The sequence below is a fragment of the Exiguobacterium sp. H66 genome (assembly GCF_018618705.1).
GTDB classification, from domain to species: domain Bacteria; phylum Bacillota; class Bacilli; order Exiguobacteriales; family Exiguobacteriaceae; genus Exiguobacterium_A; species Exiguobacterium_A oxidotolerans.
The window spans coordinates 1-14,688 of sequence record NZ_JACSMQ010000005.1 but is presented as its reverse complement, the minus strand read 5'-3'; the positions used below and the strand labels follow the sequence as shown (position 1 = coordinate 14,688).

The following is a 14,688-nucleotide window of genomic DNA, read 5'->3' as shown; positions in this document are numbered from 1 at the left end:
ACGAGATTCTCGTAAGTATCATCCAAAGCATCGGCTTTGCTGGTCGGAGCACCTTGCATGTTGCAGGTTGCCGTGGGTTCGTAGAGCCAGATCTCTCGCCCACTCTTGATATATCGTATAGGGATTGTCGGAATAATCATTGTGAAGAGGATAGCATTGATTGAAATACGTTGTCAAGACGTCAAAAAGAAGTCGAAATTGATAAACTGGGTAATTTGGTTTAATTTTGAAAATATGGTTGACTTGAGAAAGGAATCCCCGTAGTGTAAGCATTAGATTCACGACATAAGAACGACTTGAAACATCACACATATGAACTTCATACCGTAGCACTTATCGAGAGAGGTGGAGGGACTGGCCCTACGAAACCTCGGCAACAGACTTCTTACGTCGTACTGTGCCAATTCCGTCAGACGTTTGTCTGAAAGATGAGCTGAGCGGATTCTGCCTTAGTGCAGATGGAAGGATCCTTTTCTTTTAAGAGAAGGGTCCTTTTTTTGATGTTTTCCTAAAAAAGAGAATGAAATACAATTCATTTTGTATTTTAGAATGACCTGTGCTAGTCTTGAGCTGTATAACTCAATAACCAGTTCTTCGGGGTAGGGTGAAAATCCCAACCGGCGGTGATGCGATTGATAAATCGATGAGCCCGCGACCTGCAGTGTACGCACTGTGGCTGACTTGGTGAGACTCCAAGGCCGACGGTAAAGTCCGGATGGGAGAAGGACGAAACAATGCGCTTGGTGCCATTTTCTGAAAAAATGTTTTCAGGGAAAGGTCTGTTTCTGTATGTGTAAAAACAGAAACGCGAGACGCTTATTTCGTCAATCCTTCAATCACGACGCCCCCTTTTACAGGAGGCGTCTTTTTTATTGAAAGGAGCGGAAAAAATGGAAACATTCATGAGTTATGCGATGCAACTAGCACACATGTTAAACGGTCAAACGAGCCCGAATCCGAGTGTCGGCTGCGTCATCGTCAAACAGGGGCGGATTGTTGGTTTTGGGGCCCACCGTTATGCGGGAGGACCCCATGCCGAAGTCGAAGCGCTCCTCATGGCAGGTGAAGCAGCACGCGGAGCCGATCTCTACGTGACGCTCGAACCGTGCAATCATCACGGCAAAACACCGCCGTGTACGGAAGCGATTCTAAAAGCCGGCATTGCGCGCGTCTTTATCGCGACAGAGGACCGCCACGCGCTCGTCGCAGGAAGCGGTATCACACGTCTCCGTCAGGCGGGGATTGAGGTTGAAGTCGGGTTGCTAAAAGATAAGGCGGAGGCATTATACGAACCGTTTTGGAAGGCAATCGAACGAAAACGTCCGCATGTCACAGTGAAAGTCGCCCAAACGATGAACGGGACGGTCGCGACGGGTGAACAACGCTTTATCACTTCAGAAGCGGCACGTGCTGACGGACGGCAGTTACGCGGGACACACGACGCGATTCTCGTCGGAAGCGACACGGTGATCATCGATGACCCGGCATTGACATTGCGCAGTTCGACCGGCATCGAACCGGTCCGCGTCATCGTCGATCGGCGGGGGCGCCTGACGGATGAGTTTCAAGTCATGAATGACGGATTGAATCCGACGTATTGGTTGACGGAACAGCCACGAACAAGCGAACGGGCGAACGTGACGGTTTTCGTCGGGACGTATGCGACACCGGACCAAATCCTCGAACTTTTATATGAACAAGGTATTCGCAGTCTGTTGATTGAAGGCGGTCCCACGATTCAATCCGCATTTTTAGAAGCGGATCTCGTGGATACGATCGAACTCTATCAGGCACCGTCCCTCTTCAGTGGGACAAAGTCTCTGACGACGGAACAGGACATCGAAGACCGTTTTGATTTAGTGAAAATGAACCAAATCGGACAGGACGTCCATCTCCAGTATGTACGAAAGGAGAGGATGACATGTTTACCGGATTGATTGAAGAACTTGGCACAATAAAACGGAAAGTCCCCCGTCCGAACGGGCTGGCGCTCGAGATTGAAGCGACAGCAGTACTTGATGGAACAAAGATTGGCGACAGCATTGCCGTTGATGGCATTTGTTTGACGGTGACGGCGATGACGAAGAGCGGATTCACGGCCGATGCGGTCCATGAGACGATCCGAGCGACGTCGCTTCAGACGTTACGGGTCGGAGCAGCCGTTCAACTCGAACGCGCGATGCCGGCGAATGGACGGTTCGGTGGTCACTTCGTCAGCGGGCATATCGACGGGACGGCTCGGTTTCTCAGCCGGCGACCGGACGGCGAAGCGATGGAATACCGCTTTGAAGCAGGGGACTGGAGCAAGTACTGTATTCCGAAAGGATCGATTGCAATCAATGGTACGAGCCTGACGCTGCAACATGTCGGAAACGATGCGGTGACGATTTCATTGATTCCCCATTCACGCCAAGTTACGACGTTCGATCGCTTGCAGACGGGTGCGCTCGTCAATATCGAATGTGACTTGATGGCGAAACATCTCTATCACTTTACGCAGAAGGATGCGAAGACGGACTGGTCGGCATTTTTAGGAGGCGAAGTATGATGAACGGATTTGATTCGATTGAAGAAGCAGTGGATGACTTAAAACGCGGACGACCGATTATCGTCTGTGACGATGAAAACCGTGAGAACGAAGGGGATCTCGTGTTACTTGCGGAACACGCGACACCCGAGATGATTAACTTCATGATCACTTACGGCAAAGGACTCGTCTGTGTCCCGGTCAGTCCGGATATCGCAACACGACTCGAACTCCGACCGATGACAGATGTCAACACGGATCCGCACGGAACGGCTTTTACGATCAGCATTGATCATGAAGATGCGAAAACCGGCATCAGTGCAGCGGAACGGGCAATGACGATTCAGCGGATGTTGATGGATGGTCCAAATCAGTTCAAGCGTCCCGGACACATCTTTCCGTTGATCGCAAACGAAGGCGGCGTCCGCGTCCGGCGTGGTCATACGGAAGCAGGGATTGATTTGGCACGGCTCGCGGGAAGCGCCGAAGCGGCCGTCATCTGTGAAATCATTTTAGACGACGGGACGATGGCACGGGTTGATGATTTAGTGACGTATAAAGCAGAACATGATTTAAAAATGATTACGATCGATGCTCTCGTCCGCTATCTCGAGCGCCCTGTCCGCCGTGAAGCGGAAGTCTTGTTACCGACGACGCACGGGGCGTTTCGAATGCTTGGTTATACGACACCTGACGCCAAGGAACATGTCACGGTGCTATCAGGTGAAGCCGAAGACGGGATGCTCGTCCGGGTTCATTCCGAATGTCTGACGGGTGACGTCTTCGGATCAAAACGGTGTGACTGCGGTCCGCAACTCGACGCGGCGCTCGACCGGATTGAACAGGAAGGCGGCGCTGTCCTCTACTTGCGTCAAGAAGGGCGGGGGATTGGTTTGATGGCGAAGCTGAAAGCCTATGAGCTCCAAGAACAAGGACTCGATACGGTCGAGGCGAACCATGCGCTCGGATTTGCAGCCGACTTACGCGACTACGCCGTCGCAGCAGCGATGCTTCAGGATCTCGGTGTCACGAAAATCCGTTTGATGACGAATAACCCGGATAAACAGCAAGCGCTCGAAACGTACGGCATCACCGTGCTTGAGCGGGTTCCGCATGAAGTACCGGCAAATTTAGAAAACCACCAGTATCTCAAAACCAAACAGACGAAGCTCGGGCATCTGCTCGATCTCGAAGGAGGAAAATAAGATGGTATACGAAGGATTTTTAACGGGCGAAGGACTCCGGGTTGCGATCGTCGCAGCACGTTTTAATGAATTGATCACATCTAAATTAGTCGGAGGAGCAAACGATGCCTTCCGTCGTCACGGTGTCGCAGCGGATAACGTCGATACGGCGTGGGTGCCGGGCGCATTCGAGATTCCGCTCGTCGCGGAGAAACTGGCGAAAAGCGGTAAGTATGATGCCGTCATCACACTTGGTGCCGTCATCCGCGGTGCGACGTCGCATTACGATTATGTCTGCAATGAAGTCGCGAAAGGAGTCGCCGGTGCGTCGCGTGAGACGGGTGTCCCGATCATCTTCGGTGTATTGACGACGGACTCGATTGAACAAGCGGTCGAACGGGCCGGCACGAAAGCAGGGAACAAAGGGTATGAGTCGGCGGTCTCTGCCATCGAGATGGCGAACTTGTTACGCAGCTTTCAGTAATGTTTCTCTATCGGATGTAAAACGGGGACGGACGTAAAAGCCAATCCGCCACCTGTTAGATCGTTCAAAAGGAATCACTCGTTTTACGCGACTCCTCCAGGAAAGCGCGTGAAATGAGCGATTCCTTTTTGAGGTCGCGCCCCTCTTACATGCGATAGAAAGTTTTCTGTTTTTTGTCAATAATTCATGGTCACGCATACACGGGATGGTATAACCACCGTATAATAATAAAAGTACGGAAAACTTAGAGGTTTGGAAGAAAGGGGGGCGAATGAACATGAAGCGGATTCATTACGTGTACGGCGTTCTTTTATTTAGTTTGAGCTATTATAGTTGGATCTGGTTTTATGCCGATCGACCGGAACTGGCATCGTGGGGGAATAACATTTTTTCTATCATAGGCTGTATAGCTGCAACATTATTCTTACTGCACACATATCGAACGAATGGTCGGGACCAAGGTCGGTTTTTTCTCTATCTTGCTTTCGGAACAGGAAGTTATCTGATTGCGGAACTGATTTGGATGTCTTATGAAAATATCCAACAGGTTGCCGTTCCTTTTCCCGGTCTGCCGGACCCTTTTTATATGTTGCAATCGTTCTTTTTCTTTATGGCATTTCTTCATTTGATTCGAAAATACGTGACGAAACATCAATTGATTCGATTCGTGTTTGATATTTTAATCGTCATGACTGTCGCTGTGACATACAGCTGGTTTTTCTTGGTTCGTCCTTCTTTAGCGGATGGGCAAGCGTCGACAGCGGAAAACTTCGTCGCGTTCGCGTATCCGATGAATGATGTCGTGTTGCTGTTTTGTGTCATCAGCATCTACTTCTTAATCGAAAAACGACAAACTGTCACACGACCGACCTGTTTTTCCTTTTTATTAATCGGAATATTAATTCAGATTATCGCCGATACCATTTTTCTATATATGACGACCATCCATGGATATGAGAACACCGCAGCGATTGATCCGTTATTCATCTTAAGTTTATTGTTAGTCGCAATTTCCGGTCACGCGGGAGAAGTGACGATGGAACATATCCGAGTCGATCAGGAAGAAAGGCAATCCTTGCATCTCGGGCGATTGTTTTTACCGTATTTCCTCGTACTTCTATTGTTCTCAACAATGCTGTTTTATGCGCAACGGGGAGATGCCTTAAATGGATTGATGATTGGTTGCGGGGTGACGATTCTCTTAATTTTAGTCCGGCAAATTTTAATGATTTTAAGTAACCATCAATTGATTCAAGAAATCCACCATAAGGCGGACGAGTTGGAAGAGAGTAAGGAACGTTATGAATCACTCTTTACGTATCATCCGGATGCCGTTTATTCTCTTGATTTGAAAGGACAAATTGAAAGTGCGAACCCATCATTCGAAAAACTGACGGAACATTGTGAGAGCGAGTTGATTGGTCGGTCGTACGATCAATTGCTTGGACAAGGGACTTCTGCCATGGCGGATCAAGATAAGATGAGCGCTGAACAATTCGAGACGGTGTTTCGAAAGGAAGGTGGCAACAATGTCCTGCTCAGCGTGACGACAATTCCGATTCGTGTCCGAAAACGACTTGTTGGTTTGTTCGGCATCGGTCGTGACATCACAGACATGCGGAAAAATGAATTGAAAATCCATCAGCTTGCGTACTATGATCATTTGACGAAAGCGGTCAATCGAAAGTACTTCGAAGAGATGTTACACCATTTAGTCGAGCAAGAACAAAGTCAAGAAACAATCATTCTCTGCTTCATCGACTTAAACGATTTTAAACTCGTGAATGACTCGTTTGGACATCACATCGGCGATCAATTGTTGATTCAAGTCGCAGAACGCTTACGCCGCGCGACAGAAATCGAAGATGTCGTCGCCCGACAAGGGGGCGATGAATTCACGGTCATTCTCCGTCATATCGTGTCGGAAGAAGGGGCGAGAACCCGGACCGAGCGTCTTCTTAACCAGTTGAGCATCCCGTACAATATTGAAGGGCTTGAAGTCGTCTCGAGCCCGAGTATCGGAGTAGTTCGCCATCAAAGAACGGAACCGAAACATGTCGTGACGTTATTAAAACAAGCGGATTTAGCGATGTATCAGGCAAAGGCAAAAGGCGGAAAAACGGTCGTCTTCTTTGATGATATTGCGGAAGCGGCGTCATACCGGCTACGACTTGAGTCGGAGCTCCCCCATGCGATTGAGACGAATCAACTCGTCTTGTATTATCAACCTCAAGTCGACACGATCACGTATCAGATGGTCGGTGTCGAGGGGTTGGTCCGTTGGAATCATCCGGAGCTCGGAATGATTTCACCGAACGATTTCATTCCCCTCGCGGAAGAAGCGGGGATGATCATTCGTCTTGGCGAATGGGTTTTACGTGAAGGCTTTTTGCAGGCGAAGCGCTGGGAACAGGCAGACATCGCCTTGAAGGTAGGCTTGAATGTATCGATGCAACAGTTCCATCACCCAACGTTCGTCCTGACGTTGATGCAACTTTTAGCAGAAACAGACGTCGACCCGAGGCGAATCGATTTAGAAATTACGGAGGTATCGGCAGTCGAAGACATCGAAGATACGGTCAAGACGATGCATCGTTTGAAAGAGCTGGGGTTCACGATTTCGATTGATGATTTCGGGACAGGCTATTCCTCATTATCCCGTCTCGTCGATTTCCCGATTGATACGTTAAAGATTCCGCGTGAATTTGTTGAGAAAATCAATATCGAGACGAGTGGGTATGCGATGATTTCCTCCATCATTCATTTAGCAAAATCGCTGGATGTAGCAGTCATCGCGGAAGGGGTCGAGACGCTCGAACAAGTCAACGTCTTGAATCGCTTGAAGTGTACACGGATGCAAGGTTATTATTTCGGTCGTCCGATGCGGCCTGAAGCCATTGAGCCGTTGCTCTATCCGGATCAGCGCTAAGCGTAACCGAATCAGTTTGAAACTTTTTCCAAAATCGACTCGTAGACACAGGTAAACGAGGAGGGAACGCACATGAAGAAGGGAAGATGGTTTTTTTCGCTGGCAATGGTTTCTTCGGTCGGTCTTGCCGGATGCAGTCAAGACGACCTGTCGAATAGTGAACTGTTAAAAAAGGCGACGGCAGCACAGGAGGATATTCAGTCGTTTCATATGGAGAGCGACATCTTTTCAGAAGTCGGCGGTCTGCCTGTCAGTCAGCAAGTCGCAGCAGATGTCATTCAAAAACCCTATACGATGCATCAAACGATTAAGATGAAGAATGTCGAGGATGGCTCGGATGTACAAATGGAGAGCTATATGCTCGACGACAAGATGTATATCGCACAGGACGGGCAATGGTTTGTCCAAGACATCTCGGAGATGAATGACATCATGGAATCATCCGTCTCGACCGATCAAAACCTGAAACTGTTGAAGAAGTATAAAGACAATTGGACAGCCGAAAGAAAAGATGAACTCTATCAAATTGATGTGGACTTGACGGGGGACGACTTGAAAAACTTCATGAAAGACGCGCTCGAACAATCGGGACAGATGGCGCAGATGAAAGAGATGATGGATCAAGTGGATTATAAAAAGATGAAATATACGATGACATATGACGCAAAGACGTATTATCCGAAGTCGCTCGATATGACGATGGAGTTTGAAATCACAGAAGGCACGACCTTTAAGATGACGAATGAATCCACGTTTTCGAAATTCAATGCCATCGAGTCGATTGAGCTGCCGGAAGAGGCAAAAGAGGCCCAATCGATTACTGATATGAACCAATGACGAACAGCCGATTTTCCCCGACGTGACACGCCGGAGGAGGTCGGCGTTTTTTTTATGTGTGGAACATCTCTGAACGGGGAACTTAGGAAATAGGGTTGACAGTATTCTGTCAATTCTGAAAAAATGGGAAAGTCTACATACGAATTGCAGAGGGGGGAAAAGCATGGGAACGTCATTCACTGAGTGGGTAAGTTCGGTGTCGAATTTAGTTTGGGGAGCACCGTTGCTGATCCTATTAGTCGGAACAGGCATTTACTTAACGATTCGTTTAGGATTCATTCAAATTACAAAACTTCCTTATGCGTTAAAGCTCGCGTTTACGAAACAAGAGGACTCGAAACAATCGGAAGGGGACATCAGTCACTTTCAGGCATTAATGACCGCACTGGCAGCAACGGTCGGTACGGGGAATATCGTCGGTGTCGCAACAGCCGTCGTCCTTGGGGGACCAGGTGCGATCGTCTGGATGTGGTTATCCGGATTATTCGGTATGGCGACCAAATATGCGGAGGCGATTCTCGCCGTCAAATACCGTGTCGTCGATGAAAAGGGGCAGATGGCCGGAGGGCCGATGTACTATCTTGAACGGGGGCTCAAGCAAAAGTGGCTCGGGATTTTATTTGCCGCTTTCGCTTCGATTGCTGCTTTCGGGATTGGTAACGGGGTTCAAACGAACTCGGTCGCGCTCGCGATGAAGTCAACGTTCGATGTACCGCTCTACGTGACCGGAATCGTCTTAATGGTCGCAACAGGTGGCGTCATTTTGGGTGGTGTCAAATCGATTGGGAAAGTCGTCAGCTTTTTCGTGCCATTCATGATTTTCTTTTATGTCGGAAGTGGTTTATTGATCCTGATCATGAACTACGACTTGATTCCAGCGGCATTTTCAACAATTTTCAGCAGCACGTTCTCGAATGAAGCGATTACGGGTGGTGCAATCGGGGCGGCGATTCGTTACGGTGTCGCCCGAGGCGTCTTCTCGAATGAGGCGGGTCTCGGTTCAGCGCCAATCGCGGCTGCGGCTGCGAAAACCGATTTCCCGGGACGACAAGCACTCGTCTCGATGACACAAGTCTTCCTTGATACGATTCTCGTCTGTTCGATGACAGGATTGACGCTCGTCATGGGTGGAAAAATCGGGACCGGATTAGAAGGAGTCGAATTGACGACTGCAAGTTTTGAAGTGTTCCTCGGTCCGACCGGAAAGTATATCGTCACGATTGGACTTGTCTTGTTTGCCTTTTCAACAGTCCTCGGCTGGTCGTATTATGGTGAAAAATCAATTTATTATCTCTTTGGTCAAAAATCAATCGTGCCGTACCGCGTCGTATTTGTTCTCGTCGCCGGACTGGGCGCGATGACGACGAACTTGAACATGGTTTGGGCCATCTCGGACGTCTTCAACGGTTTGATGGCAATACCGAACTTGATTGGTCTGCTTGGTCTGTCCGGCGTCGTCATTGCCGAGACGAGGTTGTTCCGCGAACAGCTGAAAAAAGAACAGGCAAATCGAAACGCCTCCTGAATCCAAAAGCAATCATTTCTTTTGGAGGTGAATCCGACGCAGGAGTCAGATCACAATCCATCAAACGGCCGACGCTTCCGACTTTTTACGGAAGCATCGGCCTTTTCTATGCAAATTCTTATCGTTCACAAGAGAAAGGGAGGTGGATTTCCGGATCATACACTGGAAATCCACCCCCCTCTATTCATTTCAAATCGTTAAGTGGTCCGGTAGAACATGACCGACTCATATGGACGTAATGTGACGTTGCGCCCGTCTTGTGCGACATCAGGATAGTTCTGAATCAAGACGTCGGCGTCCGACATCGTCTCTGGTAACGTGAACGTCGTTTCTAAACTGTAGAAGTTCGAGAGGACGAGCAGCTGTTCGTCCTCTGTCGTTCGTTCGTACGCCCAAATCGACAAGTCGTCCGGTGTGAGAAGACGATACATTCCGTTCGTCAACACGTCATATTGTTTTCGTAATTGAATCAACTTTTTATAGTGGTGGAACACCGAATCAGGATTAGCGACGGCAGCTTTGACATTGATGTCAGTATAGTTCGGAGCGACGTCGATCCACGGCGTTGCTTCTGAAAAACCGGCGTGAAGCGTCGAGTCCCATTGCATCGGTGTTCGGGCATTGTCGCGTGATTTTTGGCGGATTGCCGCAAGAATCTGTTCAGATGCTTCGCCCTGAGCAATTTTTTCTTCATAGAGATTCAATGTTTCGACGTCACGATAATCTGTAAGATCCGTGAAATCCGGATTCGTCATCCCGATTTCTTCACCTTGATAAATATACGGTGTGCCTTGTAGACCGTGTAACGTCGTCGCGAGCATCTTCGCACTTTCGACGCGGTAGATGGTATCGTCACCGAACCGGCTGACGACACGAGGCTGGCCGTGGTTGCACCAAAAGATGGCATTCCACGCTTTTCCCTGCATCCCGACTTGCCAGTCCGACAGGATCCGTTTTAACTCAAGAAAATCGAATGGTGCGGCTGTCCATTTTTGACCGTCCGGATAGTCGACTTTTAAATGGTGGAAGTTAAAGGTCATCTTCAACTCTTCCTCGCTGACATTTGAATACTGCCGGCAATGATTGAGTGTCGTCGAGGACATCTCACCGACCGTCATCAAGTCATGACCGTCAAACACACGTTGATTCATTTCCTGGAGGTACTCATGGACACGAGGTCCATCCGTATAAAACGTTCTGCCGTCTCCAGTCGGGTCATTTGGGAACGATTGATCCTTCGAGATGAGATTGATGACATCCAGGCGGAATCCACGGACCCCTTTGTCGCGCCAAAACTGCATCATCCGATAAATATCTTCCCGAAGACGCGGGTTTTCCCAGTTGAGATCGGCTTGGGTTTGATCGAACAAATGAAGATAATATTTGCCGGCGACTTCATCAAACGACCAGGCCGGACCACCGAACTTCGACTGCCAGTTGGTCGGTTCATCCCGCCAAATGAAATAATCATGATACGGACTGTCGGGATTCCGTCCTTGCTGGAACCAGTCGTGCTCCGTTGAACAGTGATTGACGACGATATCCATCATCACCGACAAATCACGTTTCGTTGCTTCCGCAAGCAGGTCATCGAAGTCTTGCATCGTCCCGTAAGAAGGGTCAATCGCATAATAGTCGCTGACATCATACCCATTGTCATTTTGTGGTGAGGCATAGACGGGTGTCAGCCATAAATAATCAATGCCGAGTGACGCGAGATAGTCGAGTTTTTCCGTGACGCCACGGAGGGTGCCCGTCGCTTTTCCTTCCGGGCTATAAAAACTTTTCGGATAGATTTGATAAACAGCGGATTTCCGCCAGTCGGTCGTTGTGAGCGTCATACAAGTCACACCTTTCTAAAAACAGTTACGCAGCATCTTTGAGTGCCGCTTTTCGTGCGCGTTTCGTTGAGACGTAATGGAACAGGAACGTACAGACAACCGGGATAACAATCGCGATCACCATACCGATGATGAACGACAAAATCAATCCGGGAACGATTGAGATGAAGGCAGGCAAACCACCGACACCGATTGCAGGAGCTAAGACACCGCTGACGGCGATGAAAGAAGAAGCGATGGCTGATCCGACGAGTGCTGCTTGAACTACCTCCACCTACGCTTCGCTTAGAGGTGGAGGATTCCTGAGTGATCCGACCTAACGGTCGAAACCTGATCAGGCTAACCCCGTCGTCCCGACGGTTGAAGAAGCTAGGAGGCGTTCAGCTTCTTGTTTGAGGTTCAGTCCTGCGTTCACATCCCGTTCGTGGTGGATGCCGCAACTCGGGCATGTCCATTCACGCAAGCCAAGATGTTTCACGTCTTTGTGTTGATGTCCGCAACTGGAACACAGTTGACTAGAGGCGAAGGTCTTGCCGACTTTCACGACGGTCTTCCCGTACCATTCCGCCTTGTATCCGAGCATGCGGAAGAACTCCGACCAACTGACCTCGGAGATGGACTTGCTCAACTTGCGATTCTTCTGCATGTTCTTCACCTGCAAGGTCTCGATGCCGATGACGTCGTGGTTTTTGACGATCTCGGTCGAGACCTTGTGCAGGAAATCGGTTCGCTTGTTGGCGATCTTCTCGTGGATGCGGGCGACCTTCCGCTTCTGCTTCTGGTAGTTCTTCGCCTTGGAAAGTGTTACTTTCTTATCCAAGGCGATACGTTGACGACGAGAAAGCTTGCGTTGCTCGCGTGCCAGCTTTTTCTCAAGCGAACGGAAGTAACGGTCATTCTTGTACACCGTGCCGTCCGACAGGATGGCGAAGTTCTTGAGTCCGACATCGACGCCGACGGATGAGCCCGTCTTCGGCATCTCGTTGCTCTCCTGCTCGACGAGCAGGGAGACGAAGTATTTTCCTGAAGCGTTCCGCCGGATGGTCGCGTTCAAGATGCGTCCGACGACCTGTCTCGAGTTGGCGAAACGCACCCACTTCAGCTTTGGAATTTTGATTTTTGCGCCGACGATCGAGACTTCTGGAAGTTGAGACTTGCCCTGAATGTTCGTCTTGTACGATTGAACGGGGTTGCACTTTGACTTGAAGCGTGGCCGTTCGTTCTGCTTCTTGAAGAAGCGGTCAAAGGCATCGGCAAGATTTTTGACGCTCGTCTGCACAGACGTGCTATCGACTTCCTTCAGCCAGTCGAACGCCTGCTTCAACGACGGGAGTTCTTTCGAACAAGAACCGTAAGACAGTCCTTTCCCTGTCGCTTTATACGTCTCATCCCACTTCGCCAAGAAGTGGTTGAAGACGAAGCGCGAACAACCGATTGTCTTCGCGATCAGGATTTCCTGCTCTTTTGTCGGGTAGATTCTGAATTTGTAGGCCTTGTGAGTCAACAAGATTTTTCACCTCCTTCAAAGGGAATATACCCGAAAAGCAGGCTGGCGATTCATCTCCCACTTTCACTCGGGCTTCACCCTGATCGTTTAGAAGTGGGCGTATTCTCGCCTGATTTTGATAAAATGGATATTTAAAGCGTAAATTGACACCGAACATCGCCGGTTCCGTAATACCGAAGTAGGCAGAAATCGCGGACGTCGACGCCATGTTTTTATCATTCGCGTTTTTCGCGAGGAAGAGCATGGCGAGCGTCGCTGATCCTTGAGCGATATTCGAGATGGCGATCATCGGCCAGATGAAGGTTGAGCCACTTTGTCCAATCAGTTGAAGGTCGACGGCGATGAACATATGGTGCATCCCCGTGATGACGAGTGGTGCATAGAGAGCACCGAACAACAAGGCACCAAGCAGCGGGACGGCTTCGAACGTATTGACGACACCAATCGTGATCCAGTCGCCGAGCTGACGCGTGACGGGACCGATGACAGCGAGGGCAAGGAATCCGGTCAAGGTAATCGTCGTAATCGGAACGACGAGGAGCTGGATTGCATTCGGAACACGTTCCTTGAGCCATTTCTCGATCGTACTTAAGACATAGGCTGCTGCGAGTACAGGCAGGATTTGACCTTGGTAACCGACCTTTTCGATTTCGAAGAGACCGAGTATGTTGAATGTCGGAATCTCGCCTTTTAACGCACTTTGTCCATAGTTCCAGGCATTCAAGAGGTCCGGGTGGACAAGCATAAGTCCCATAACAATCCCGAGAATTTCACTCCCGCCAAAGCGCTTCGTTGCCGACCAACCGACAAGTGCCGGTAAGAAGACGAAGGCGGTGTTCGCCATCATGTTGATTAAATCCCATAACCCTTGGAGGTTCGGGTAGCGGTCAATCATCGTTTTTCCGCCGAACTCGATCCCGAAGAGATTGTTGATCCCCATCAAGAGACCAGCGACGATGATGGCAGGAATGATTGGCATGAAGACGTCGGAGAAGACTTTAATCAGTTTCTGGAACGGATTCATCTTGGAAGCACCGGACGATTTGACGTCGGCGATGGTCGTTGCTTTTAATCCGGTCAATTGAATGAATTCGGCATAGACGCGGTCGACATCCCCCGCACCGATGACGATTTGATAGACGCCGGCATTCAGGAATGCCCCTTTGACGAGCGGGACTTCGAGTAAGGCATCTTGTTCGACGAGGCTTTGATCTTTCAGTGTCAGGCGAAGACGCGTCACACAATGGGCGGCTTGCTCAATATTATCTTTCCCACCGATTCGTTCGATGAGTTGTTCAGCAATTTGACGGTAATTAGGTTTCATCTCTCATTCTCCTTTTGGATTGAACTGAAGACATCACTTGAAATGAAAACGTTTTCTTATCTGCGCAAACTCATCTTAACTTATCTATATAAGTTAAGTTAACAACTTATATAGATAAGTTTAAAAAGATTGAAGAAGAGGAGACTTCAATCCTTTCTGAATCAAGATAAAAACCGCCTCTCCGACAAAATCGGGAGGCGGTTTAAGACTGTAGACAACGTGCTATCGGGAGATCAAGCGTCTGTTTTCGTTGCGTTCCTCGGGCGAGGCGCAAGCCGTTGCTCCTTGATCCTCACGGACAACGAGCAGGGTCTTACCTGCCTCTGAATGATATGCTCCCCAAAAAGTAGACAGTTGAAATAAGAAAAACTGTTTACTTTTGAAAGGAGCTTTTTTCTATGTTCAAATTCAAGCGTTCCGCTAGTGAAAAACTATATGCCATCCAAACTTATGAAGAAGGAGTGTCCACGTTGTGGGAAGTCGCAAGACTCTTCGGGGTCACACAATCGACCCTACTCAGATGGAGACAG

At 49.1% G+C, this 14,688-nt stretch carries 11 protein-coding genes, 1 pseudogene and 3 riboswitches; of the genes and pseudogenes, 8 read left to right on the top strand and 4 right to left on the bottom strand.

The features are described 5' to 3' along the window. Positions 1 to 12: 12 nt before the first annotated feature. Positions 13 to 115, bottom strand: a riboswitch (SAM riboswitch). Positions 116 to 330: 215 nt separating this feature from the next. Beyond that, positions 331 to 435: riboswitch (SAM riboswitch) on the top strand. A gap of 151 nt (positions 436 to 586) precedes the next feature. Then, positions 587 to 731: riboswitch (FMN riboswitch) on the top strand. A gap of 159 nt (positions 732 to 890) precedes the next feature. The 7 genes from ribD to KNP88_RS09315 all read left to right on the top strand — a co-directional run bounded on the left by ribD (position 891) and on the right by KNP88_RS09315 (position 9,486). Then, positions 891 to 1,937: a bifunctional diaminohydroxyphosphoribosylaminopyrimidine deaminase/5-amino-6-(5-phosphoribosylamino)uracil reductase RibD gene (ribD, locus tag KNP88_RS09345; protein ID WP_214893415.1), complete on the top strand. Its 1,047-nt coding sequence runs from the start codon at positions 891 to 893 to the stop codon at positions 1,935 to 1,937. Beyond that, positions 1,922 to 2,548: a riboflavin synthase gene (gene ribE, locus KNP88_RS09340; RefSeq protein WP_214770965.1), complete on the top strand. Its 627-nt coding sequence runs from the start codon at positions 1,922 to 1,924 to the stop codon at positions 2,546 to 2,548. Before ribD ends, ribE begins: the two co-directional genes overlap by 16 nt. Next, complete coding sequence (ribA, locus tag KNP88_RS09335) at positions 2,548 to 3,732, top strand: GTP cyclohydrolase II (RefSeq protein WP_214893413.1); 1,185 nt, start codon at positions 2,548 to 2,550, stop codon at positions 3,730 to 3,732. Before ribE ends, ribA begins: the two co-directional genes overlap by 1 nt. Position 3,733: 1 nt before the next feature. Then, positions 3,734 to 4,195 carry a 6,7-dimethyl-8-ribityllumazine synthase gene (gene ribH, locus KNP88_RS09330; protein ID WP_214808901.1) on the top strand — a complete coding sequence of 154 codons (462 nt, stop codon included), beginning with the start codon at positions 3,734 to 3,736 and terminating at the stop codon, positions 4,193 to 4,195. A gap of 277 nt (positions 4,196 to 4,472) precedes the next feature. Next, complete coding sequence (locus KNP88_RS09325) at positions 4,473 to 7,124, top strand: putative bifunctional diguanylate cyclase/phosphodiesterase (protein WP_251137180.1); 2,652 nt, start codon at positions 4,473 to 4,475, stop codon at positions 7,122 to 7,124. Positions 7,125 to 7,196: 72 nt separating this feature from the next. Then, positions 7,197 to 7,961: a DUF6612 family protein gene (locus KNP88_RS09320; RefSeq protein ID WP_214893409.1), complete on the top strand. Its 765-nt coding sequence runs from the start codon at positions 7,197 to 7,199 to the stop codon at positions 7,959 to 7,961. Between the two features lie 163 nt (positions 7,962 to 8,124). Further along, the gene (locus tag KNP88_RS09315) at positions 8,125 to 9,486 is read left to right on the top strand and encodes an alanine/glycine:cation symporter family protein (RefSeq protein ID WP_088837987.1); all 1,362 of its coding nucleotides are present in this window, start codon (positions 8,125 to 8,127) and stop codon (positions 9,484 to 9,486) included. Positions 9,487 to 9,683: 197 nt separating this feature from the next. Here KNP88_RS09315 and treC read toward each other — a convergent pair whose 3' ends face one another. The 4 genes and pseudogenes from treC to KNP88_RS09295 all read right to left on the bottom strand — a co-directional run bounded on the left by treC (position 9,684) and on the right by KNP88_RS09295 (position 14,158). Further along, positions 9,684 to 11,327, bottom strand: a complete 1,644-nt coding sequence (treC, locus tag KNP88_RS09310) for an alpha,alpha-phosphotrehalase (RefSeq protein ID WP_214893407.1) — start codon at positions 11,325 to 11,327, stop codon at positions 9,684 to 9,686. A gap of 25 nt (positions 11,328 to 11,352) precedes the next feature. Beyond that, positions 11,353 to 11,586: pseudogene (locus KNP88_RS09305) on the bottom strand (trehalose permease IIC protein); the annotation flags it as partial. Between the two features lie 75 nt (positions 11,587 to 11,661). After that, complete coding sequence (gene tnpB, locus KNP88_RS09300) at positions 11,662 to 12,831, bottom strand: IS200/IS605 family element RNA-guided endonuclease TnpB (RefSeq protein WP_353048784.1); 1,170 nt, start codon at positions 12,829 to 12,831, stop codon at positions 11,662 to 11,664. After that, positions 12,713 to 14,158: a PTS transporter subunit EIIC gene (locus KNP88_RS09295; protein ID WP_353048782.1), complete on the bottom strand. Its 1,446-nt coding sequence runs from the start codon at positions 14,156 to 14,158 to the stop codon at positions 12,713 to 12,715. Before KNP88_RS09295 ends, tnpB begins: the two co-directional genes overlap by 119 nt. 398 nt (positions 14,159 to 14,556) lie before the next feature. On the opposite strand from KNP88_RS09295, the gene KNP88_RS15825 reads away from it, so the two are divergent. Next, positions 14,557 to 14,688, top strand: a 132-nt coding sequence (locus KNP88_RS15825; protein ID WP_214893695.1) for a hypothetical protein, incomplete at its 3' end; no start/stop codon positions are given.